At 65.0% G+C, this 22,653-nt stretch carries 20 protein-coding genes; 12 read left to right on the top strand and 8 right to left on the bottom strand.

Annotation, left to right across the window (positions count from 1 at the left end; genetic code table 11):
- Nucleotides 1–230: 230 nt before the first annotated feature.
- Nucleotides 231–560, bottom strand: coding sequence for a hypothetical protein (locus tag ABWY06_RS01815; protein WP_353923850.1), 330 nt, complete (start codon nt 558–560; stop codon nt 231–233).
- Here ABWY06_RS01815 and ABWY06_RS01810 point away from each other — a divergent pair.
- From ABWY06_RS01810 to ABWY06_RS01770, 9 genes are all read left to right on the top strand, one after another.
- Nucleotides 559–1,722: an isovaleryl-CoA dehydrogenase gene (locus ABWY06_RS01810; protein WP_353923849.1), complete on the top strand. Its 1,164-nt coding sequence runs from the start codon at nt 559–561 to the stop codon at nt 1,720–1,722. The two genes, ABWY06_RS01815 and ABWY06_RS01810, sit on opposite strands and share 2 nt — an antisense overlap.
- A 96-nt stretch (nt 1,723–1,818) precedes the next feature.
- Entirely contained in the window at nt 1,819–3,426 is a 1,608-nt protein-coding gene (locus tag ABWY06_RS01805) for a carboxyl transferase domain-containing protein (protein WP_353923848.1), read from the top strand.
- A gap of 91 nt (nt 3,427–3,517) precedes the next feature.
- On the top strand, nt 3,518–4,324 hold the full coding sequence (locus tag ABWY06_RS01800; RefSeq protein WP_353923847.1) for a gamma-carboxygeranoyl-CoA hydratase: 807 nt from the start codon (nt 3,518–3,520) through the stop codon (nt 4,322–4,324).
- Between the two features lie 2 nt (nt 4,325–4,326).
- Complete coding sequence (locus tag ABWY06_RS01795) at nt 4,327–6,321, top strand: acetyl/propionyl/methylcrotonyl-CoA carboxylase subunit alpha (protein WP_353923846.1); 1,995 nt, start codon at nt 4,327–4,329, stop codon at nt 6,319–6,321.
- Nucleotides 6,322–6,456: 135 nt separating this feature from the next.
- A complete protein-coding gene (locus tag ABWY06_RS01790) occupies nt 6,457–7,362 on the top strand; it encodes a hydroxymethylglutaryl-CoA lyase (RefSeq protein WP_353923845.1) in 906 nt (301 codons plus the stop codon).
- 205 nt (nt 7,363–7,567) lie between these two features.
- Nucleotides 7,568–8,980, top strand: a complete 1,413-nt coding sequence (locus ABWY06_RS01785) for a sigma-54 interaction domain-containing protein (protein ID WP_353923844.1) — start codon at nt 7,568–7,570, stop codon at nt 8,978–8,980.
- 288 nt (nt 8,981–9,268) lie between these two features.
- A complete protein-coding gene (locus ABWY06_RS01780) occupies nt 9,269–10,660 on the top strand; it encodes a GntP family permease (protein ID WP_353923843.1) in 1,392 nt (463 codons plus the stop codon).
- 51 nt (nt 10,661–10,711) lie between these two features.
- Nucleotides 10,712–11,482: a 3-hydroxybutyrate dehydrogenase gene (locus ABWY06_RS01775; protein WP_353923842.1), complete on the top strand. Its 771-nt coding sequence runs from the start codon at nt 10,712–10,714 to the stop codon at nt 11,480–11,482.
- Between the two features lie 250 nt (nt 11,483–11,732).
- Nucleotides 11,733–13,688 (top strand): acetoacetate--CoA ligase, encoded by a 1,956-nt coding sequence (locus tag ABWY06_RS01770; protein ID WP_353923841.1) that lies wholly within the window; start codon nt 11,733–11,735, stop codon nt 13,686–13,688.
- A gap of 239 nt (nt 13,689–13,927) precedes the next feature.
- On the opposite strand, the gene ABWY06_RS01765 is transcribed toward ABWY06_RS01770, so the two are convergent.
- From ABWY06_RS01765 to ABWY06_RS01745, 5 genes are all read right to left on the bottom strand, one after another.
- A complete protein-coding gene (locus ABWY06_RS01765) occupies nt 13,928–15,232 on the bottom strand; it encodes a glycosyltransferase family 2 protein (RefSeq protein ID WP_353923840.1) in 1,305 nt (434 codons plus the stop codon).
- Nucleotides 15,232–15,762: a dTDP-4-dehydrorhamnose 3,5-epimerase family protein gene (locus ABWY06_RS01760; protein ID WP_353923839.1), complete on the bottom strand. Its 531-nt coding sequence runs from the start codon at nt 15,760–15,762 to the stop codon at nt 15,232–15,234. The genes ABWY06_RS01765 and ABWY06_RS01760 overlap by 1 nt, the downstream gene beginning before the upstream one ends.
- A 114-nt stretch (nt 15,763–15,876) precedes the next feature.
- Nucleotides 15,877–17,217, bottom strand: a complete 1,341-nt coding sequence (locus ABWY06_RS01755) for a cytochrome P450 (protein ID WP_353923838.1) — start codon at nt 17,215–17,217, stop codon at nt 15,877–15,879.
- On the bottom strand, nt 17,214–18,479 hold the full coding sequence (locus ABWY06_RS01750; RefSeq protein WP_353923837.1) for a methyltransferase: 1,266 nt from the start codon (nt 18,477–18,479) through the stop codon (nt 17,214–17,216). The genes ABWY06_RS01755 and ABWY06_RS01750 overlap by 4 nt, the downstream gene beginning before the upstream one ends.
- Nucleotides 18,470–18,865 carry a hypothetical protein gene (locus ABWY06_RS01745; RefSeq protein WP_353923836.1) on the bottom strand — a complete coding sequence of 132 codons (396 nt, stop codon included), beginning with the start codon at nt 18,863–18,865 and terminating at the stop codon, nt 18,470–18,472. The genes ABWY06_RS01750 and ABWY06_RS01745 overlap by 10 nt, the downstream gene beginning before the upstream one ends.
- 253 nt (nt 18,866–19,118) lie before the next feature.
- Between ABWY06_RS01745 and ABWY06_RS01740 the strand changes: the two genes are divergently transcribed.
- Genes ABWY06_RS01740 through ABWY06_RS01730 form a run of 3 tightly spaced genes read left to right on the top strand, consistent with a single transcriptional unit; the run spans nt 19,119 to nt 20,973 of the window.
- A complete protein-coding gene (locus tag ABWY06_RS01740; protein ID WP_353923835.1) occupies nt 19,119–19,712 on the top strand; it encodes an esterase/lipase family protein in 594 nt (197 codons plus the stop codon).
- A 42-nt stretch (nt 19,713–19,754) separates the two neighbouring features.
- On the top strand, nt 19,755–20,507 hold the full coding sequence (locus ABWY06_RS01735; RefSeq protein ID WP_353923834.1) for a hypothetical protein: 753 nt from the start codon (nt 19,755–19,757) through the stop codon (nt 20,505–20,507).
- Between the two features lie 25 nt (nt 20,508–20,532).
- Nucleotides 20,533–20,973, top strand: coding sequence for a GNAT family N-acetyltransferase (locus tag ABWY06_RS01730; protein WP_353923833.1), 441 nt, complete (start codon nt 20,533–20,535; stop codon nt 20,971–20,973).
- A 39-nt stretch (nt 20,974–21,012) separates the two neighbouring features.
- Here the strand turns inward: ABWY06_RS01730 and ABWY06_RS01725 are convergent, their stop codons facing one another.
- Both ABWY06_RS01725 and ABWY06_RS01720 read right to left on the bottom strand, forming a co-directional pair.
- Nucleotides 21,013–22,221, bottom strand: coding sequence for a PilT/PilU family type 4a pilus ATPase (locus tag ABWY06_RS01725; RefSeq protein WP_353923832.1), 1,209 nt, complete (start codon nt 22,219–22,221; stop codon nt 21,013–21,015).
- A 96-nt stretch (nt 22,222–22,317) separates the two neighbouring features.
- Nucleotides 22,318–22,596 carry a peptidylprolyl isomerase gene (locus tag ABWY06_RS01720; protein ID WP_353923831.1) on the bottom strand — a complete coding sequence of 93 codons (279 nt, stop codon included), beginning with the start codon at nt 22,594–22,596 and terminating at the stop codon, nt 22,318–22,320.
- Nucleotides 22,597–22,653 lie beyond the last annotated feature (57 nt).

The raw sequence follows: 22,653 nt of genomic DNA, 5'->3' as shown, positions 1-22,653 counted from the left end.
AAAAATTGGCACGGCATCTGCTATGTCTACCGCATAACAAAAACAATAAATTGCAGTAACCCAATAAAAACAAAACGTATCGGCTCTGACACAACAAGAACAACACGGACAGAGACGCAGCTAACAGATTTTTTTGGAGTGGATCGCTTTTCGAGGCCTTGGCCTCACAACCGGGCAGAGAACAACAAAACTACCCTCAGGTAGCTCCCGAACTGGTTGGACAGGTGCTCTCATCGAGCAGCAGTAGAAGCAGCATCAGCGCTCAAAAAAATACGTTTGCTCTTAACCCCGGTTGGGGGTAGCTCAAAAACGCAAAAGAGGCCGGTTGCCAAAAACAACAACAGACCGCCTAAAAACAAAAAAGAGCATGCAACAGAAACTTGAAGGGGAGCCTCGGCTCCCCTTCGTGCTGTCTGGTCATTTAATTCGTCAATCCCCTCCTCTCCCGCGCTTTCTCCCCGTTGACAGCCCATTGCCCCAAGGCTTACGTTAACGTAAAGGTGATACCCATTATTGCTGCCAGACAGCACTCCAAAAACAATAGGGAATTCCAGCACCATGAACTACCCGACCCTCAATTTTGCCCTCGGCGAAACCATCGACATGCTGCGCGATCAGGTTCAGCACTTCGTTGCCGCCGAAATCGCCCCGCGTGCGGCGCAGATCGACCAAGACAACCTGTTCCCTGCCGACATGTGGCGCAAGTTCGGTGAAATGGGGCTGTTGGGGATCACCGTCGGCGAAGAGTACGGCGGCGCCGGGCTGGGCTATCTGGCCCATGTGGTAGCGATGGAAGAAATCAGTCGCGGGTCGGCGTCGGTGGCGCTGTCCTACGGCGCGCACTCGAATCTGTGCGTCAACCAGATCAATCGCAACGGCAATCCCGAACAGAAGGCTCGTTATCTGCCTAGGCTGATTTCCGGCGAACACATCGGGGCGCTGGCCATGAGCGAACCCAATGCCGGCTCCGATGTGGTGTCGATGAAGCTTCGCGCAGACAAGCGCGGCGACCGCTACGTGCTCAACGGCAGCAAGACCTGGATCACCAACGGCCCCGACGCCAACACCTACGTGATCTACGCCAAGACCGACCTGGAGAAGGGGGCGCACGGTATCAGCGCCTTTATCGTCGAACGCGACTGGAAAGGTTTTTCCCGTGGCAGCAAATTCGACAAGCTCGGCATGCGTGGCTCCAACACCTGCGAGCTGTTCTTCGACGATGTCGAAGTCCCGGAGGAAAACGTGCTGGGCCAGCTCAACGGCGGCGTGCGGGTGCTGATGAGCGGCCTGGACTACGAGCGCGTGGTGTTGTCCGGCGGCCCCACCGGGATCATGCAGGCCTGCATGGACGTGATCGTGCCCTATATCCATGACCGCAAGCAGTTTGGCCAGAGCATCGGCGAATTCCAGCTGATCCAGGGCAAGGTGGCCGATATGTACACCCAGCTCAATGCCAGCCGGGCCTATCTCTACGCCGTGGCCCAAGCCTGCGACCGTGGCGAGACCACCCGCAAGGACGCCGCCGGGGTGATCCTCTACACCGCCGAGCGCGCCACGCAGATGGCCCTGGATGCGATCCAGATCCTCGGTGGCAACGGCTATATCAACGAGTTCCCCACTGGCCGCCTGTTGCGCGATGCCAAGCTCTACGAGATCGGTGCTGGCACCAGTGAGATCCGCCGCATGCTGATCGGTCGCGAGCTGTTTAACGAAACGAAATAAGCAAACAAGCGGCAAGCCACAGGCTACAAGCTGAAGCGCGCTGATCCTTTACTTGCCGCTTGTAACTTGAAGCTTGCGCCCCTACGGAGTCGGTTTATGACCACCCTGCACACCCAGCTCAACACGCGCTCGCCGGAATTTACCGCCAACCGCGCGGCCATGCTGACCCAGGTCGAGGACCTGCGTGCCCTGCTCGGCCGAGTCCAGGACGGCGGCGGCGCCAAGGCCCAGGAGCGGCACACCTCACGGGGCAAGCTGCTGCCGCGCGAACGCATCGACTGCCTGCTCGACCCCGGTTCGCCCTTTCTGGAGATCGCTCCGCTGGCCGCCCATGAGGTGTATGGCGAGGAGGTGCCGGCTGCCGGGGTGATCGCCGGCATCGGCCGGGTCGAAGGCGTCGAATGCCTGATCCTGGCCAACGACGCTACGGTCAAGGGCGGCAGCTACTACCCGCTGACGGTGAAAAAACACCTGCGCGCCCAGGCCATCGCCCAGGAAAACCGCCTACCGTGCATCTACCTGGTGGACTCCGGCGGCGCCAACCTGCCGCGCCAGGACGAGGTTTTTCCCGACCGCGAGCATTTCGGCAGGATCTTCTTCAACCAGGCCAATATGAGCGCCCAGGGCATCCCGCAGATCGCCGTGGTCATGGGCTCCTGCACCGCCGGTGGGGCCTATGTGCCGGCCATGGCCGACGAGGCGATCATGGTCCGTCAACAGGCCACCATTTTCCTCGCCGGCCCGCCACTGGTGCGCGCCGCCACCGGCGAAGTGGTCAGCGCCGAGGACCTGGGCGGTGCCGATGTGCATTGCCGGACCTCCGGAGTCGCCGACCACTACGCGGAAAACGACGAACACGCCCTGGCCCTGGCCCGGCGCTGCGTGGCCAACCTGAACTGGCGCAAGCTCGGGCAGTTGCAGAGCCAGGCGCCGCGCCTGCCGCTCTACGCCCTGGACGAGGTCTACGGGGTGATCCCGGCCGACGCCAAGCAACCCTTCGACGTGCGCGAGGTGATCGCCCGGCTGGTCGACGGCTCGGTGTTCGATGAATTCAAGGCGCTGTTCGGCAGCACCCTGGTCTGTGGCTTCGCCCACCTGCAGGGTTACCCCATCGCGATCCTGGCCAACAACGGCATCCTGTTCGCCGAGTCGGCGCAAAAAGGCGCGCACTTCGTCGAACTGGCCTGCCAGCGCGGCATTCCGCTGCTGTTCCTGCAGAACATCACCGGTTTTATGGTCGGGCAAAAGTACGAGGCCGGTGGTATCGCCAAGCATGGCGCCAAGCTGGTCACCGCGGTGGCCTGCGCCAAGGTGCCGAAGTTCACCGTGATCATCGGCGGCAGTTTCGGTGCCGGTAACTATGGCATGTGCGGGCGGGCCTACGACCCCCGGTTTCTCTGGATGTGGCCCAATGCCCGGATCGGCGTGATGGGCGGCGAGCAGGCCGCCGGCGTGCTGGTGCAGGTCAAGCGCGAGCAGAGCGAACGCAGTGGCCAAGCCTTTTCCGCCGAGGAGCAGGAGGCGATCAAACGCCCGATCCTGCAGCAGTACGAAACCCAGGGCCATCCCTACTACTCCAGCGCACGGCTCTGGGACGACGGTGTGATCGACCCGGCGCAGACCCGTGAGGTACTGGGCCTGGCACTGTCCGCCGCGCTCAACGCGCCGATCGAGCCGACCCGTTTCGGCGTGTTCCGCATGTAATAAACACAGCGACAAGCTGCAAGTCATCGACTTCAAGCCGCGCTTCTTCCAGCCGCTTGGAGCATGGGGCTTGCCGCTCGAGGAACGAGAGATGACCGACTTCAGCACCGTGCAACTGGACATCGACGCCCGCGGCGTCGCCAGCCTCTGGCTCAACCGGCCGGACAAGAACAACGCCTTCAATGCGCAGATGATCCGTGAGTTGCTGCAGGCTCTGGACCTGGTGCAGGCCGATCGCAGCATCCGCTTCCTGCTGCTGCGCGGCCGCGGCCGGCATTTTTCCGCCGGCGCGGACCTGGCCTGGATGCAGCAGTCGGCGACCCTGGACTACAACGCCAACCTCAACGATTCCCGCGAGCTGGCTGAATTGATGTACACGCTGCACCGGCTGAAGCTGCCGACCCTGGCCGTGGTCCAGGGCGCGGCCTTTGGCGGGGCCCTGGGCCTGATCAGCTGCTGCGACATGGCGATTGGCGCCAGCGACGCGCAGTTCTGCCTGTCGGAAGTCCGTATCGGCCTGGCGCCGGCGGTGATAAGCCCCTTTGTGGTGCAGGCCATCGGCGAGCGCGCGGCGCGGCGTTATGCCCTGACCGCCGAGCGCTTCGACGGCACACGCGCCCAGCAACTGGGCCTGCTGGCCGAGTGCTACGGCCCCACGGTCCTGGACCAGGCCATCGACGACTGGATCGACACCCTGCTGCTCAACAGCCCCCAGGCCATGCAGGCGAGCAAGACCCTGTTGCTGGAAGTCGGCGGCGGCGAACTGACCCCGGCGCTGCGCCGTTACACTGAGAACGCTATCGCCCGCATCCGTGTCAGCCCCGAGGGCCAGGAAGGCCTGCGGGCCTTTCTGGACAAACGTAAACCGGCCTGGCAGAACGCCCAGGAAGAGGAATGACGATGAAAGGTACCCCTGCTCCCACCGTCGCCGCGTTGGCGCCTCTGCCCCTCACCCGCCTGTTGGTGGCCAACCGGGGCGAAATCGCCTGCCGCGTGATGCGCACCGCCAAGGCGCTGGGCATCGATACGGTGGCGGTGCACAGCGCCGTCGATCGCGGCGCCCGGCATGTGCGCGAGGCCGACCTGAGCGTTGACCTGGGCGGGGCCAAACCGGCCGAGAGCTACCTGCTGATCGACAAGCTGATCGCCGCGGCCCAGGCCAGCGGCGCCCAGGCCATCCATCCCGGCTATGGCTTTCTCTCGGAAAATGCCGCCTTCGCCCGCGCCATCGAGCAGGCCGGACTGCTCTTTCTCGGCCCACCGGCCAGTGCCATCGACGCCATGGGCAGCAAGTCGGCGGCCAAGGCGCTGATGGATACCGCCGGGGTGCCCCTGGTGCCCGGTTACCACGGCGAGGCCCAGGACCTGGCGAGCTTTCGCGACGCGGCCCAGCGTATCGGTTACCCGGTGCTGCTCAAGGCCACCGCCGGGGGCGGCGGCAAGGGCATGAAAGTGGTCGAGCAGGAAAGCGAGTTGGCCGAAGCCCTGGCTTCGGCCCAACGCGAGGCGCTGTCGTCCTTTGGCGACGCGCGCATGCTGGTGGAAAAATACGTGCTCAAACCGCGCCACGTGGAAATCCAGGTGTTCGCCGATCGCCACGGCCACTGCCTGTACCTCAACGAGCGCGACTGCTCGATCCAGCGCCGCCACCAGAAAGTGGTCGAGGAAGCCCCGGCCCCCGGGCTGTCGGTCGAGTTGCGCCAGGCCATGGGCGAAGCCGCCGTCAAGGCCGCCCAGGCGATCGGCTATGTCGGTGCCGGCACGGTGGAGTTCCTGCTGGACGAGCGCGGCGATTTCTTTTTCATGGAAATGAACACCCGCCTACAGGTCGAGCACCCGGTCACCGAGGCCATCACCGGCCTCGACCTGGTGGCCTGGCAGATTCGCGTGGCCCGCGGCGAACCCCTGCCGCTGACCCAGGACCAGGTGCCCTTGCACGGCCACGCCATCGAGGTACGGCTGTATGCCGAAGACCCGGAGCATGATTTCCTGCCGTCCACCGGCACCCTCAGCCTGTACCGGGAATCCGCCGCCGGCCCCGGCCGGCGGGTGGACAGCGGTGTCAGCGAAGGCGACGAAGTCTCGCCCTTTTACGATCCGATGCTGGGCAAACTGATCGCCTGGGGCGAAAACCGCGAGGAAGCCCGCCTGCGCCTGCTGAGCATGCTCGAGGAAACTGCCGTGGCCGGTGTGCGCACCAACCTGGCGTTCCTGCACCGGGTACTGGCCCACCCGGCCTTTGCCGCCGCCGAACTGGACACCGGCTTTATCCCGCGCCACCAGGCACAACTGCTGCCGGCAGCCACCGAGCTGCCCGAGGCCTTCTGGCGCTGTGCGGCCGATGCCTGGGCCCAGAGCGAACCCGCCCGGGCGCGTGCCGACGACCCGCACTCGCCCTGGGCCGCTACCACCGGCTGGCGTGCCGGCCTGCCCAGCCGTCGCGCGCTGCACCTGAGTTGCGCCGGGGTCGAGCGCCAGGTACGCGCCCCAGGCACGGCGCGGCTGCACGGGGAGATCCTGTGGGTCGAGCAAACCTGTGACACGGGCCCGGCGCTGGCCAAACGGCTCAAGGCCATTCGCCAGGAGGCGGTGCTGTACCTGGAGTGGAACGGCGAGTTGCAGCGCATCGAAGGCTTCGACCCGATCGCCGCGGCGGAGGCCAGCCACGGCACCCAGGGTGGCCTGACAGCCCCCATGAACGGCAGTATCGTACGGGTGCTGGTGGAAGCCGGCCAGGCGGTTGAGGCCGGCACCACGCTGGTGGTGCTGGAAGCAATGAAAATGGAGCACAGCATCCGCGCGCCCCAGGCCGGGATTGTCAAGGCGCTGTACTGCGCCGAGGGCGAGATGGTCAAGGAAGGCACGCCGTTGGTGGAACTGGAGGCCGTGCCTTAGGGCACGCTCCCCACCAGAGCGGGCCACCCCACGTCGGCGCCTTTTCGTCATTCCCGCGCAGGCGGGAATCCAGCCCTTGGCCAAGCCGGGCCACGGCGCTGGATCTCCACCCTGCCGTTCAATTTGAGGACCGTTATGAACCTTCCGCAACATGTCCGCCTGGTCGAAGTCGGTCCCCGCGACGGCCTGCAGAACGAAGCCCAGCCCATCGCCGTGGCCGACAAGGTGCGCCTGGTCGACGACCTGTCGGCCGCCGGCCTGTCCTATATCGAGGTCGGCAGTTTCGTCTCGCCCAAATGGGTGCCGCAGATGGCCGGCAGCGCCGAAGTATTTGCCGACATCACCGCGCACCCGGGCGTGACCTACGCGGCGCTGACCCCCAATCTGAAGGGGCTGGAAGCGGCCATTGAGGCCGGCGTCAAGGAAGTGGCAGTGTTTGCCGCCGCTTCCGAGGCGTTTTCCCAGCGCAACCTCAACTGCTCCATCGGCGAAAGCCTGGCGCGCTTTGCACCGGTCATGGAGCTGGCGCGCCAGCACGGCATTCAGGTGCGCGGCTATGTCTCCTGTGTGCTCGGCTGCCCCTACGAGGGCCAGGTCGCGCCCCAGGCGGTGGCCCAGGTGGGTCGTGAACTGTACGCCATGGGCTGCTACGAGGTGTCGCTGGGCGACACCATTGGCACCGGCACCGCGGGCGCCACCCGCGCCCTGTTCGAGGCGGTCGGCCGCGAAGTGCCCCGCGAGCGCTTGGCCGGGCATTTCCACGACACCTATGGCCAGGCCTTGAGCAACCTCTACGCCGGCCTGCTGGAAGGCATCAGCGTGTTCGACAGCTCGGTGGCGGGCCTGGGCGGCTGTCCTTACGCCAAGGGCGCCACCGGCAACGTCGCCAGCGAGGATGTGCTCTACCTGCTCGATGGTCTGGGCATTCACACCGGCATCGACCTCGATCGGCTGATCGCCGCCGGCCAGCGCATCTGCGACGTGCTGGGTCGTGCCAACGGCTCACGGGTGGCCCGGGCCCGGCTGGCGGCGCGGGGCTGATTTCCCGCCGGTGGCGGGCTATCGCTGGACAGCGCGCCGAGGCCGCCCCAGGTTCTTGCCCGGTGCCCGGTGCCCGGTGCCCGGTGATCCGTTGGCCCGTCTGCCTGGCGGCTAGCCAGGTACGGGCCTGGCTGGATAAGCTGCGTCACCCCCCCTGCGTGCGCCGCGCCTGGACGCGCTACGCCCTCCCGCTCGAGACCCCCATATGGACCACGCCGAGAGCCTCAAGGATTACCAGCGGGTGCGCCTGCTGGCGATCCGTTCGCTGTTCGAGATCGTCGAGCAATCCAGCGAAGGCACCATCATCGTCGACCGCGACGCTCGCATCGTTTGGATGAACGAACGTTATGCCCGGCGCTTTGGCCTGGACAACGCCGAACAGGCGATCGGCCAGCCCTGCGAAGCGGTGATTCCCGGCAGCCTGTTGCGCCAGGTGGTGCGCACTGGCCAGCCGATCCTGCTGGACATGCTCGATACGCCCAAAGACCCGCTGGTGGTGATGCGCCTGCCGATCCACGACGATGCGGGTACTGTCATCGGCGCCATCGGTTTTGCCCTGTTCGACGAGCTCAAGGCCCTGTCGCCGCTGCTCAGCCGCTACCAGCGCATGCAGGCGGAACTCGCCTCGACCCGCTCGTTGCTGCAGGCACGCCAGGCCAAATACAGCTTCGCGCACTTTATTGGCACCAGCGCCGCCAGCTTGGAGGTCAAGCGCCTGGCACGCCGCTGTGCCGGCAGCGATTCGGCGGTCCTGCTGCTGGGCGAAACCGGCACCGGCAAGGAATTGCTGGCCCATGCAATCCACCAGGCCTCGCCGCGGGCGGCCAAGGCCTTTGTCAGCATCAACAGCGCGGCCATCCCGGAAAACCTGTTGGAAGCCGAATTTTTCGGCACCGCCCCGGGTGCGTTCACCGGCGCCGAGCGCAAGGGCCGCAGCGGCAAACTGCGCCTGGCCGAAGGCGGCAGCCTGTTCCTCGACGAAATCGGCGACATGCCGCTGACCTTGCAAAGCAAGCTGTTGCGGGTGCTGCAGGAGAAGGAGTTCGAGCCGGTCGGCTCCAACGAGGTGCTGCGCTGTGATATTCGCCTGATCGCCGCCACCTCCATCGACTTGCAGGCGGCGGTCCAGGCCGGACGTTTTCGCGCCGACCTCTACTACCGTCTGAATGTCCTGCCGATCGCCGTACCGCCCCTGCGCGCGCGTCTGGACGACTTGCCGGCGCTGTGCGAGGCCCTGCTGGAGGAACTGCGCGGCCCGCACCCGCATCCCCACGAACTGGACGCCCAGGCCCGGGCGCTGCTGGCCGAGCACGCCTGGCCGGGCAATATCCGCGAGCTGCGCAATGTACTGGAGCGCGCCGTGCTGGCCAGCGACGAACCGCAACTGGACCGCGCCGCCATCCACGCGGCCATCGGCCCCTTGCAAGCCCTACCGCCTGGCGGGGCGGCCGCGGCAGCTGACTCGTCCTTCCACCTGGCCCGCGATGCCTTCGAGCGACAACTGATCGCCAGTACCCTGCAGCGACACGCCGGCAACGTCACCACGGCCGCCCGGGCCCTGGGCCTGGGCCGATCCACCCTGTACAAAAAACTGCTCGCCCTGGGCTTGCAGTCTTGAAATCAAGACATCGTCTCAATTACGAGACAAGCCGTAAAAGCCTTTGCTGTGGGCCTGCGACCCCGTTGCGCATCCAGCTGTCTCTATAACGGGAATTTATCGGCATTCCGAATCCGAAAATAATAATTAAAACCATATAAATCAGTAACCTATAGATTTGGCACGAAATCCGCTTAGGGACTTCGCAGCGGCTCGACCGCTGCCGACAACAATAACAATCAGCCCGTACCGGTCCAGGCGCTTCGGCCGCTTGTTCGCTCGCCGTGTACCCGGGCCAGGAGATCCCCGATGAGTGTGTTCATCGCCCTAGCCGCCTTAGCCGTGCTGATGCTGGCCGCCTACCGTGGTTACAGCGTCATTCTGTTCGCCCCCCTCGCGGCCCTCGGTGCCGTGCTGCTCACCGACCCTTCCGCGGTCGCGCCGGCTTTTACCGGTGTATTCATGGAAAAAATGGTCGGCTTTATCAAGCTGTACTTCCCGGTGTTTCTGCTCGGGGCGGTGTTCGGCAAGCTGATCGAGCTGTCGGGCTTTTCCCGCGCCATAGTCGCCGCCGCCATCGGCCTGCTGGGCACCCGCCAGGCGATACTGGTGATAGTGCTAGTCTGCGCCCTGCTGACCTACGGCGGCGTCTCGCTGTTCGTGGTGGTGTTCGCCGTCTATCCCTTCGCCGCCGAGATGTTCCGCCAGAGCGATATCCCCAAGCGTCTGATCCCGGCGACCATCGCCCTGGGGGCGTTTTCCTTCACCATGGACGCCCTGCCCGGCACGCCGCAGATTCAGAACATCATTCCCACCACCTTTTTCGGTACCAATGCCTGGGCCGCGCCCTGGCTGGGGCTGATCGGCAGCCTGTTCGTGCTCGCCGTTGGCATGTTCTATCTGCAACGCCAACGCCACAAGGCGTTCAAGACCGGCGAAGGCTACGGCACTGAGCTACGCAACGAGCCGGAGACCCCCGACGACCTGCCGCTGCCCAACCCTTGGCTGGCCGTGGCGCCGCTGGTGCTGGTGGGCGTGTCCAACCTGCTGTTCACCCGCTGGATCCCCGAGTTTTATGGCAAGACCCATAGCCTGCAGCTGGCCGGCATGGCCACGCCGGTGCAGAGCGAAGTGGCCAAGCTGACCGGCATCTGGTCGGTACAGGCAGCCCTGCTGCTGGGCATCCTGCTGGTGCTGGTGTGCGGCTACCGGGCGATTCGCAGCAAGCTCGCCGAGGGCACCAAGACCGCCGTTGGCGGCGCCTTGCTGGCCTCGATGAACACCGCCTCGGAGTATGGCTTCGGTGCGGTGATCGCCTCGCTGCCGGGTTTCCTGGTGCTGGCCGACGCGCTGAAGAGCATCCCCAATCCGCTGGTCAACGAAGCCATTACCGTCACCCTGTTGGCCGGCATCACCGGTTCGGCCTCTGGCGGCATGAGCATCGCCCTGGCCGCCATGTCGACCACCTTTATCGAGGCCGCCCAGGCGGCGCAGATCCCCCTGGAAGTGCTGCACCGGGTCGCGGCCATGGCCAGCGGCGGCATGGACACCCTGCCTCACAACGGCGCGGTGATCACCCTGCTGGCGGTCACCGGCTTGACCCACCGCGAGGCCTACAAGGATATTTTCGGCATCACGCTGATCAAGACCCTGGCGGTGTTCGTGGTGATCGCCACCTTCTACGCCACCGGCATCGTCTAATTCGTGATTTATCGGCCGGCCGCAGGCGCTGCGGCCGGCGAGGAGGTTCCCATGAGTCTGCAAGGCAAAATCGCACTGGTCACTGGTTCCACCAGTGGTATCGGCCTGGGCATCGCCCGGCGCTTGGCCGAAGCTGGCGCCACGGTAGTGCTCAACGGTTTCGGTGAGGTCGAGACGGCCGTGGCCGAGGTGGCCGTCTTCGGCGGCAGCGTCGTGCACCTGGCGGCGGACCTGACCCAGCCCGCCGAAATCGCCGCGCTGATCGAGCAGGTGCAGCAGCGTTTTGGTCGCCTGGATATCCTGGTCAACAACGCCGGCATTCAGCATGTGGCGCCGGTCGAAGCCTTCCCGGTGGAGCGCTGGGACCAGATCATTGCCCTCAATCTGTCGGCGGTCTTCCATACCACCCGCCTGACACTGCCGGGCATGCGCGAACGCGGCTGGGGCCGCATCGTCAATATCGCCTCGGTGCACGGCCTGGTCGGCTCGGCCCAGAAAGCCGCCTATGTCGCCGCCAAGCATGGGGTGATCGGCCTGACCAAGGTGGTGGCCCTGGAAACGGCGCGCAGCGCCATTACCTGCAACGCCATCTGCCCGGGCTGGGTGCTGACCCCGCTGGTGCAGCAACAGATCGACCAACGCGCGGCGGTGGACGGCGACCAGGCCCGGGCACGGATGGAGCTGCTGGGGGAAAAACAGCCGTCGCTGGAGTTCGTGACCCCCGAGCAACTGGGCGAGTTGACCCTGTTCCTGTGCGGCGAGGCGGCCAGTCAGGTGCGTGGCGCGGCCTGGAACGTCGACGGCGGCTGGCTGGCACAATGACCGCGGGCCTTGGCTGTATAAAAATCGTGCCAGGCTGTAAAGCCGGCAGCGCAGCGCCCACGCCTGTCGGGGACACTCTGCGCGCACGCACCCAGACGCCACGGCCAGACCATGGCGCCCGGTCGATGTACGACAGGCAGCCAAGCCCAGCACAAAGCCTTAGGATAAGCGGCTGAATCGCCCTGCGGCCTGTCCCTGCACCCTACAACAATAACCCGTGACTGCCTGGTGCAGTGTTAGAGGAACCGATATGCATGCACCCTTATGGACGCCCAGTCCTACCCGTATCGCCGCCAGCCGGATGGACGCTTTCCGCCGCTTCGTCAATCAGCGGCACGAACTGCAGCTGGCTGACTATGGCGCTCTGCACGCCTGGAGTGTGGCCCAGCGCGAGGCGTTCTGGCAGGCCATAGTCGGCTTCTTCGAGCTGCGCTTCAGCCAGGCGCCGAGCCAGGTGCTGGAAGAAGGTCCGGCCATGCCCAGCGCGCGCTGGTTCCCCGGCGCCACCTTGAATTTTGCCGAGCACCTGCTGCGTCGGCGTGACACCCATACGGCCCTGGTGGCCATCAGCGAAGACGGCAGTCGCGAACAACTGAGCTACGCGGACCTGGCCGCCCATGTGGCCGGCCTGCAGCGCAGCCTGCAAGCCGCCGGGGTAGTCAGCGGCGACCGGATCGCGGCCTTTATGCCCAATACCTGGCAGACCCTGGTCGGTATGCTCGCCGCCAGCAGCCTGGGCGCGACCTGGTCCAGCTGCTCACCGGATTTCGGTACCCAGGGCGTGATCGATCGCTTCGGCCAGATCGAACCGCGGGTGTTGATCGCCTGCGCCGGCTACCGTTACGCCGGCAAGACCCTGGACCTGACCGCCAAGCTCAACGAAATCCTCGAACGCCTGCCCTCCCTCGAGCAGTTGCTGATCGTGCCCTATGCCCGCCCGGACGCCCGCACCGAGGACTACCGCACCGCGGCGCGGGTGTCCCTGTGGGCGGACTTTTACCAGGCCGGCGGGGAACCGCAGTTTACCCCGGTGCCTTTCGATCACCCGCTCTACATCCTCTATTCCAGCGGCACCACCGGCGTGCCCAAGTGCATCGTGCACGGCACCGGCGGCGTGCTGCTGCAGCATGTCAAGGAGCTGGGCTTGCACAGCGACCTGGGGGCCGACGACTGCCTGTTCTACTACACCACCTGCGGCTGGATGATGTGGAACTGGCTGGTCTCGGGTCTGGCGGTGGGTGCCACCCTGGTATTGTTCGACGGCTCGCCCTTCCATCCCGGCCCCGAGCGCCTGATCGACCTGATCGACGCCGAGTCCATCAGCGTGTTCGGCACCAGCGCCAAGTACATCGCGGCTCTGGAAAAAGCCGGCATTCGCCCGCGCCAGAGCCATAGTTTGAGCCGCCTGAAGGCAGTGCTCTCGACCGGCTCGCCGCTGTCCCACGAAAGCTTTCAGTACGTCTACCGCGAGTTCAAGGACGACCTGTGCCTGTCCTCGATCTCCGGCGGCACCGATATCGTCTCCTGCTTCGCCCTGGGCAACCCGGTGCTGCCGGTCTGGCCCGGTGAACTGCAATGCAAGGGCCTGGGCATGGACGTGCAGGTGTGGAACGCCGAGGGTCAGGCGGTGCTGCAGGAAAAAGGCGAGCTGGTCTGCACCCAACATTTTCCGTCCATGCCGGTGGGCTTCTGGAACGACGCGGATGGCGCGAAGTTCCAGGCGGCCTACTTCGAGACCTTTGCGGGTGTCTGGGCCCACGGCGACTACGCCGAGCAGACGGAACACGGCGGCCTGGTGATTCATGGCCGCTCCGACGCGGTGCTCAACCCCGGCGGCGTGCGTATCGGCACGGCGGAGATCTACCGCCAGGTGGAAAAGGTCGAACAGGTGCTGGAGTCCATTGCCATCGGCCAGCAGTGGCAGGATGACGTGCGGGTGGTGCTGTTCGTGCGCCTGCGCGAGGGCGTCGAGCTGAACGATGAACTGAAGGCCCGTATCTGCCAGGTGATCCGCGCCAATACCACGCCACGCCATGTGCCGGCCAAGATTATCGCCGTCGCGGACATTCCGCGCACCATCAGCGGCAAGATCGTCGAGCTGGCGGTGCGCAACCTGGTACACGGGCAACCGGTGAAAAACACCGACGCCCTGGCCAACCCCCAGGCACTGGCCTTGTTCCGCGACTTGCCAGAACTGCAGAGCTGAGCACTGGCGTGCCTGAGAGTCGGCATATCTGGCGGCGGCATTCCGCGGGGCCCTTGCTGATGCGCCCCGCGCTCAGGTCCTAGCCGCTGACTGCGATGCCGCCCTGGTGAAGCGCCTGCGCCAGGCCATCGAAGGCCTGCGGCAGGACAACCGGGCGCAGCAGCTGCAGGCCGCCTGCCCGGAGAGCCGGGATCCGCCTCAGTGAAACCAGCCCCTTGGACTCGAATGACGCCCTGGGTTCAGACCGGCAACGCTTCGACCGTCACTGTCCCTATGGCCAGCCCCAGCCAGCGACGGTCCTCGCCCAGGCCGAGATCGAGCGGTCGATGGGTACGCGCCAGACGAAGCTCCAGGCGCAGCTCGTCTCGATCTTCCGGGGAAAGTTGCGTGGGGTCGAGTTGCGCCCACCAGCGCCAGCTGCCCCAGGGGCCTGGATCGATTTGTGTCACCAGCGGCACGCCATTCACACTCAGCTGCGCCTCGGCCAGGCTGTCCTCGGTGAGTTGGTGCAGCACGCTCAGGCTGATACGCACCGCACGATCCAGGCGCACGGCCAGCACCCGCACCGAGCAGGTCGAAGGTCCTGTCCACTGATAGCCGCCCAATGCCTGGTGTTGCTCCAACCCATGCCATTCGAAACCGGCATAGGTGACCTCCGCTGGGAACTCCAACGGTCCGCTCAGGGGGAGATGTTGCGCCTCGCTGACCTGCCGATGGGAGCCCTTGAACGACTGGTTCATCGCCGTCTTGGCGGTCGCCTTGAGATCGCGAGCAGTCGATTGCTCGATCCTCAAGAGACGGTCTTCGGTCGCGGCCCGCAGGGTGGCAGTCAACTCCTGGCGACGGAATGACTCGCCCTCGCAGCGCATGCGCCTGAGGTGTTCACGCTGTTCCAGCGCTTCGCGCAGCCGATAAGCATTGCGTCGCCAGGCGGCATTGAACTTGAACGTGGTGAATTCGCCGGTGGCGACGATCCGCGCGCCGGCATCGTGACAGCGCACCAGAAAATCATGATCGACCACGATCATCGCCTGCTCGGGCCGCCGCCAACCGCCTACCCGCTGGGCGATCTCGAGACTGTGACACAGGGAGGATGGCGGGAAAAAGTGCCTTGGTGTGTAGACGTCGTTGGGAAAAAATCCGCTCACCGCCCGGATACCCGACTCGGGTGGCCCGTACATCAGGGTCGCCGCGGCGACCATGTCCGCCGCGGAACGCTCGAAGGTGTCCAGCGCGGATTGCAGGTGCGTCGGCCACCACAGGTCGTCGTGCCCCAGATAAGCCACGTACCGGCCTTTGGCCAGTGCCAGGGCATGATTGTTAGGGCCCCATTGGCTCCCGCAGTTCTGCTCGAGGTTGTACCAATGGAAACGCTTATCGCCGAGCGCCCGGACCACCTGCGCGCTGTCATCGGTGCAGGCATCGCCGACGACCAGTACCTCGAAATCGCCGAAGCTCTGGTCACGCACAGACTCCAGGGCCAGCCTCAGGGCCGTGCTCCAGTTGTAGGTCGCGACTATGACGCTGAAGACAGGAGCTGGCATTACCAGCCGAGATCCCGATCGAAACTGTAGGGCACACTGTCCTTGTCGACCCGGAACTTGTCGGGGCTGCCGTGGTTGTACGGCTGGGTGGGCATATTGATAAACACCGCATCGATATGACCGATGTTCTGCACCGCATGCACCACATAGGGTGGGATCAGCAGCAGGCCGCGGTTGCGCTCGGACAGATGGATTTCGTTGATCATGCCATGGGTCGGCGAATCGGGGCGCGGATCCCAGAGCACGTATTTAACGAAGCCCGACAACGAGAACATCCGGTCGGATTGCTCCTTGTGATAGACCCAGCCCTTGACCTTGCCGGGCCGGATCATCGACATATAGACGTGCGCGAGTGGCGCGTCCGGCTCCACGCCCCAGAGCGTGCTGTACATTTCGGCGATTTCGCCGCGCTCATCGACCTGGGTGACCACCGGCCGCACCAGGACGCCCTGGATCAGGGTTTCCTTGCGTTTGCCGTTGGAATCGACCGTGGAGACATCTTTACTGGCAACGATGGACGACATGCTCATCTGGACTTCCCCTCCCATTCAATCGCAAACGCACAGGAGCAGGCGAACAGGCCTGCACCGGCTCAGGCGGCCAGGTTGACACGCCTGATCGCTGCACACCAGCCTGGGTACGGATCAACCGGCCATGACCGCCCGGCAATGCCAGCGCAGCGGCAGGCCACCCGCCGGACGCAGCGAGAATTTCGCCTGGGGAACCACCGGCACGCCACAGCTGAGCGGTGTCAGCCGCTGCAGCAGCACGGCGGTGACCAGGAGCATTTCCATCATGCCGAACGACTGCCCTACGCAGACCCGTGGGCCGCTGCCGAACGGCAGGTAGGCCTGCTTAGGCCAGCGTTGCTCGGGGTCGAGGAAGCGCTGCGGGCGAAAACTGTCGGGGGACTCGAACCAACGGGGATCGCGCTGGATCACCCAGGGCACAATCTGCACCAGCTCGCCCCGGCGGATGTGCAGTTCGCCCAGCCGCACCGGGCGTATGGCGCGGCGCAGGAACAGGCTGTAGGCCGGCGGGTAGAGGCGCAACGCCTCCTTCACTACCGCCTCCAGGTAGGGCAGCCGGCGCAGGTCCGCGAACACCGGGGGGCGGCCAGCTAACTGCAGGTCCAGCTCGGCCTGCAACGTCATGCAGGCTTCCTGGTTTTCCGCCAACAGGTGGCAGATCCAGCTCAGCGCGGCCCCAGTGGTCTCATGCCCGGCAATCAGCAGGGTCATGGCCTCGTCGCGCACCTGACGGTCACCCGACTCGCCCTGGTAGTGGGCCAGCAGCATGGACAGCAGGTCACCCTGATCGCGGCCACCCTCGGCCCGGCGCGCCTCGACCAACTGGCGCACCGTCCGCTCCATCACCTGGATGGCCCAGGCCTTGGCGCGCTTCTGTTGTGTCGGCAGCCAGTCAGGCAGGCGCAACGGCTGCAGGGATTCGGCGAAGGCGATATCGGACAGCAGGGCCACGGCCCGGCCGATATCCGCCGTTTCGCCAAGCACGGTGCCGAACAGCGCCTTGCACGCCAGCTCGAGGGTCAGTTCGACCATGGCCGCGTCCATGTCCAGCTGCAGCTCCCGTCCGTCCGCCAGGGCCAGCCAACGCTCGCGCAACGCCAGGCTACGTGCCACCACCTGTTCGGCATAGCCGGCAAAACGGGCCGGCTGGAAGGCCGGCAGCACTTTGCGTCGCTGCACCTTCCAGGCCTCGCCCTCGGCGATCAACAAACTCGCCCCGTTCCACTGTGCCAACACCCCCATCACCGGCTCGAAGCGGACAAAGGCATCGGCCTCGGTCACTAACACCTGTTGAACCTGGTCGGGATGAAACAGCACCCAACTGCGGTAGGGCCCGAGTCGCAGCGGCACCACGTCGCCATACTGATGCGCCAGCTGTTGGTAGAAGCCCAGCTGGTCATGGTGGATGCGCAACAGATGGTCCAGCCCCAGCAACCAGCGTCTCGGCCCCTTCATCCGCACCTCCCCAGCAGTTCCAAGCGAGTCCTGCCCCGTTTAAGCCAGCCGGGAATGGCCTGGATCGGCAGGACCAACAGCAACAACGCAGCGCCGACAAGCGCGAACCCGAAGTGCAAGTGGTTAAGCGCCTTGGCTGTCGCCGCCACCCCCTGGAAATTCCGCTCCTCTCCAGGCTCGCGGTAGGTCAACCTGGCGCCAGGGGTAATGACCAGGCCTTGGGCCTGCCTCTGCAGCCACTCGGTCAGGCGCGTCTGGGCCGCATTGGCTGGATCGAAGCTCAGCTGCGCCGGCACCGGTATCCAGGGCCGCCAGCGCGGCAGCCAGTCCGGTACCTGCTGCCGGTAGACGGCCCAGCCCAGGGGAAAGCGCAGCGCCAGGTCGTACCGGTGGTGCCAGCGCACCATGCCCAACACGAACACGACCGCCATTACCGCAGCGGCCGCCACCCAGACATTGCCCAGCAGCAGCCCCAGGATCAACCAGGCCAGCGCGGTGCTGGTTTGCATCGGATTGGTGAAGTAGGCGTACAGGCCGGTGCGCACCAGGCGCTTGGTATGATCGAGGGGAATCGGCGTACCCTGGCCATGGACCACAAACAGCTGCACGGCGGACAGCCCCAGCAGCATGCAGAACGACAATCCCAGCCCGCCAAGCAGCAGTACCGGCCAGGGCCAGTCCAGCCCATCGCGCCATGCACCGCCCATCGCCCGCATGATCGCCGACGGCAGCACCAGAAAAGCCACTCCACCATAAGCAATGGCCAGCAAGGCCGCGCGACGGGGCAGACGCCGATCCTCCGCGGTCCAGCGCGCCAGGTACTGGCCCGGCAGGTACGCCGCCAGCAACAGCAGCACCCTGCCCTGCAACCAGTCCGGCCCCAGCACCACCAGTGGCTGCAGCGACGGCATCAGCAGCAGGTCCAGCAATACCAGCAACGGCACCCAGAGCCAGGGGCTGCGCCGGGGCGTCAGCAGGAAGAACAGTGGCCCCCAGATCAGTGCCCAACCGAACCACAGATCCGCCGGAAAACCGAGCAAGACCAACACGCTGTCGTCGAAGCGCCACCAGCCCAGGCTGATCGCCAGAATATTCAACGCCAGCAATACACCGCCCTGATAAAGCAAGGCAAACAGCGCCGCCACCAAGATGCGCGGCTGCTGACGATAACTGGCAGCCAGCCACAGGGTGGCCGCTAGCGGCAGGAGCAGGAAAACATGGCGACAGGCCGCGAGCAGAGCGGCAGGCAGTATCAGTTCCATGCTCGTTTCAGGACACACTGCTGAACCGGCTGGCGCCACTGTTCCGGCACCCGGGTGACGAACAACTCGACCAGCAGAAAGACCAGCGGCAGCCCCAACAACAGGTGCAGGGATAATGTCGGCAGCGCCAGCAGCAGGAGCAACTGCAGCAAGGTGCCGACGCGCATCAGTATGCCCTCGAGGGTGCGGGCCGCGGGCAGGCCGAGCAGCAGCAACACGGCACTGGCGGGCAGCACGACGGCGAAGCTGAAGGCGGCGAGCGGTGCGCCATCGCCCAGGTCCGCGGCTTGCAGCGCCAGCAGCAGGCGCCCGCCGACCAGCAGGAGCCAGGCGGCGATGGTCAGCGCCTTGAAGCCGCGCTGCAGTACGAATCCGTTCGAAGTCATCTTCCAGCTCAGCGGCGGCGGTCATGGATCGGAGGCGGCACCATAACATCACTGCGAACCAGACCCCAGCGCCTCGCACGGGGGTTGCCCACTGCGCACGTTTTTTACCTCGGCGACGCCGAGCGGCGCCCACCCTGTCCCTTGCCTGGCGCAGCGGGTAAACCCTTGACAAGGGCCCTGCCACGCCGTCACCTTCGCCGCCTGACGGGGGTTAATCCCCGCTACCCCGCAGAACAAGCAGGAACTGAGCTGGATGAACATCGTGCTGGTCCACGGCATCTTCGATAACGGCCGTTTTTTCAAGCCGATGGTGCGGGCGCTGGAACAGCAGGGCCACCACTGCCTGGTGCCCAGCCTGAAACCCGCCGATGCGCGACGCGGTATCGACGACCTGGCGCGCAAGCTGGCGCGCTACCTGGACGATGCCCTCGATCCGGCACAGTCGTTCGCCCTGATTGGCTTCAGCATGGGCGGCGTCATCGCCCGGCAATATCTGCAAGCCCTGGGGGGCCGCGCCCGGGTGCTGGCGTTCTTCGCCATTTCCGCGCCTTTCCAGGGGACCTGGAGCGCGTATTGCTACCCGGGCCAGGGCGCGCGGGACATGCGCCCTGGCAGCGCCCTGCTCACCCAATTGGCCGCGACCGAGTCGGTGCTGCAGGACCTGCCGCTGTTCACCTACCGTACCCGCCTCGACCTGACGATTCTGCCGTCGCGCAGTTCGGCCTGGGCCATGGCGGAAAACCACCTCGGTAACACACCGTTGCACCGCTGGATGTTGCGCGACCGGACCGTGCGCGCTGATATAGTGAGTCGCCTGGCGTGGCTGACGCCGGACGCCGCGTCCTGACCCATCCCCACCACAACGGCTACCCGCCCCAGGAGCTGCTCCGTGATCCAACTGTTACGCTTGTCGGCTGCGCTGGGTTGCGTGCTGTTCACCCTGGCGTTCGCCGCGACCTTTGTCGCGCCGTACCGCATCGAGCAGCAGGCAAGGTCATTTATTCAGGAGCAGCTGTTAAGCGCGGTCAATCAACGCATCACCGGGCTTCAGTCGCCCCATCTGACGCTCGCCGCTGGTGTGCTTGCTGAGCGCTTTCAAGGTGAAGTCGCGAGCCTCGAGCAGGACCTGCGTGACGGCTTGCCGGCCAAAGTCGCGAGCGTCGTGGCGCAGATGCAGGACCTGAGTTGCGAATGCCGCCAGCATCTGAGTAATCAACTCAGCCAGGCGGCGGAGCAGCGGATCGGCTCGCTGCAAGGCGCGCAGGCACGTCTGCACGGCCTGATCCAGGGCCAATACGCGCAAGTGCTGAGCCAGTTGTTGCGGGACCTGCGGATTTTCAGCGGGACCAACCTCGCGGTATTCCTCTGTCTGCTCGGCATTTCCCTGCTGAAACCACGCAGCACTGCACCGCTGCTGTTGCCGGCGGGCTTGTTGCTGCTGAGCACAGTCCTCTGCAGCTATGCCTATCTGTTCCAGCAGGACTGGTTCTTTACGCTGATCTTCGGCAGTTACCTGGGCTACGCCTACGCTGCCGTGCTGCTGAGCGTGTTTTTGTTGCTGGGCGATGTCGCGCTCAATCGCGCCCGGGTATGCGGCCGTGTCCTCGCGAGTCTGGGCAGCGCGCCGCCCATGCCCTGTTGAACCACTACCCTGCCGAGTATCCCTGATGCCCCAACTGCAGATCAGCACCGACCAGCGCCTGCTGGATATTCCCCTGATACACCGTTTCCTCTCGACCCAATCGAGCTGGGCCCAGGGTTTGCCGCTGGCCACCCTGGAACGCAGCCTTGCGCATTCTCGCTGTTTCGGCGGCTACCTGAACGGCGCCCAGGTGGCCTTCGCCCGGGTCATCTCCGACTATGCGACCTTCGCCAATCTGGTGGATGTATTCGTGCTCGACGAGCACCGTGGCCAGGGGTACAGCAAGGCCATGCTGGCGGCGGTCCTGGCCGAGCCGGACCTGCAGGGGTTGCGCCGTTTCACCCTGGCCACCGCTGACGCCCATGGGCTCTATGCCCAGTTCGGCTTCACCGCGCCCTCACGGCCGGAGTCGTTGATGGAGCGTTACTTCCCGGACATCTACCAACCGGTGCCGTCCGCGGTCTGACCGGCGCTGGTGGGCGCGCGGCGTGCCGGACGCTCGGGTTCAGATACCGTGGCGACCAGGGTCCTCCGGTTTGACCTCCGGGGCCACCTCCTCCAGGGTCAACTCCAGGCCCCAGCTGGCGGCATCGGCGGTCTTGGTCGGTGCTGCTGGCGCGGGTGTCGGCGCAGCCACCGGTGCCGCCGCGGGCGCCTCGCGGTAGAGTTTGAGCTTGAGACGCACGTTGTTCGCTGAGTCGGCGTTTTTAACCGCTTCCTCTTCGTCGATAACACCCTGGTTCACCAGGTCGATCAGCGCTTGGTCGAAGGTCTGCATACCCAGGTTCTTCGACTTCTCCATGATCTCCTTGATATCGCCAAAATCGCTGCGCTTGATCAGGTCGCGGATGGTCGGCGTGCCCAACAACACCTCCACCGCGGCACGACGCTTGCCGTCCAGGGTCTTGACCAGGCGCTGGGAGACAAAAGCCTTGAGGTTGTTGCCCAGGTCATTGAGCAGCTGCGGCCGACGCTCCTCGGGGAAAAAATTGATGATGCGGTCCAGCGCCTGGTTGGCATTGTTGGCGTGCAAGGTGGAGATGGCCAGGTGCCCGGTGTCGGCGAAGGCGAGTGCATGCTCCATCGTCTCACGGTCGCGTATTTCGCCGATCAGGATGACATCAGGGGCCTGGCGCAGGGTGTTTTTCAGGGCCGCGTGGAAACTGCGGGTATCCACTCCGACCTCGCGCTGGTTGATGATGGATTTTTTGTGGCGGTGCACATACTCCACCGGATCCTCGATGGTGATGATATGACCACCGCTGTTACGGTTGCGGTAATCGATCAGGGCCGCCAGGGAGGTGGACTTGCCCGAGCCCGTGCCGCCGACGAACAACACCAGGCCGCGTTTTTCCATGATGGTCTGAAGCAGGACCTCGGGCAGCTTGAGGTCCTCGAACTTGGGAATTTCCATCTTGATGTTGCGCGCGACGATCGAGACCTCGTTGCGTTGCTTGAAGATATTGATGCGGAACCGCCCGGTATTGGCCAGGGAAATGGCCAGGTTCATCTCCAGCTCCCGCTCGAACTCGATCCGTTGCGCGGAATCCATGATCGAATCGGCGATAGCGGCGATTTCGCCCGACTTCAAAGGTTCGGCAGCCAGCGGCTTGAGCACCCCATTGAACTTCCCGCAAGGCGGTGCGCCCGTCGAGAGGTACAGGTCGGAACCGTCCTGGGTGGCGAGGATTTTCAACAGGGGGGTAAGGTCCATGGGAATACGTCCGCAATACGACAAGGGAAAGTTATACGTTAGTTCAGCATTGTGTCGGCTCAGCATGCCAGACCGCGTTCAGGTCCGGCAGACCTGCTACTCCCGGTAGAACACTTGCACCAGGTGGTAGCCAAACGCGCTTTTGATCGGGCCGTGCACTTCGCGCAGGGCTTTTTTGAAGATCACCTGTTCGATCACCTTCACCAACTGGCCAGGACGCACCTCGCCCAGGTCGCCGCCGCGTTTACCGGAAGGGCAGGTCGAGTGTTTTTTCGCCAGGAGATCGAAGGCTTCGCCGGCAGCCAGGCGTTTTTTCAGCTGGGCCGCCTCGGCTTCGGTCTTGACCAAAATATGACGCGCCATGGCCTTGGCCATCGGGCAGTGCTCCGTAATTCGGGGCCGGCTATTGTGCCAGGAACCGCCCCCTTGCGG

The sequence above is a fragment of the Pseudomonas sp. genome, assembly GCF_040514055.1.
In the GTDB taxonomy this organism is placed as follows: domain Bacteria; phylum Pseudomonadota; class Gammaproteobacteria; order Pseudomonadales; family Pseudomonadaceae; genus Aquipseudomonas.
This window is presented reverse-complemented; position numbering and strand designations above follow the sequence as displayed.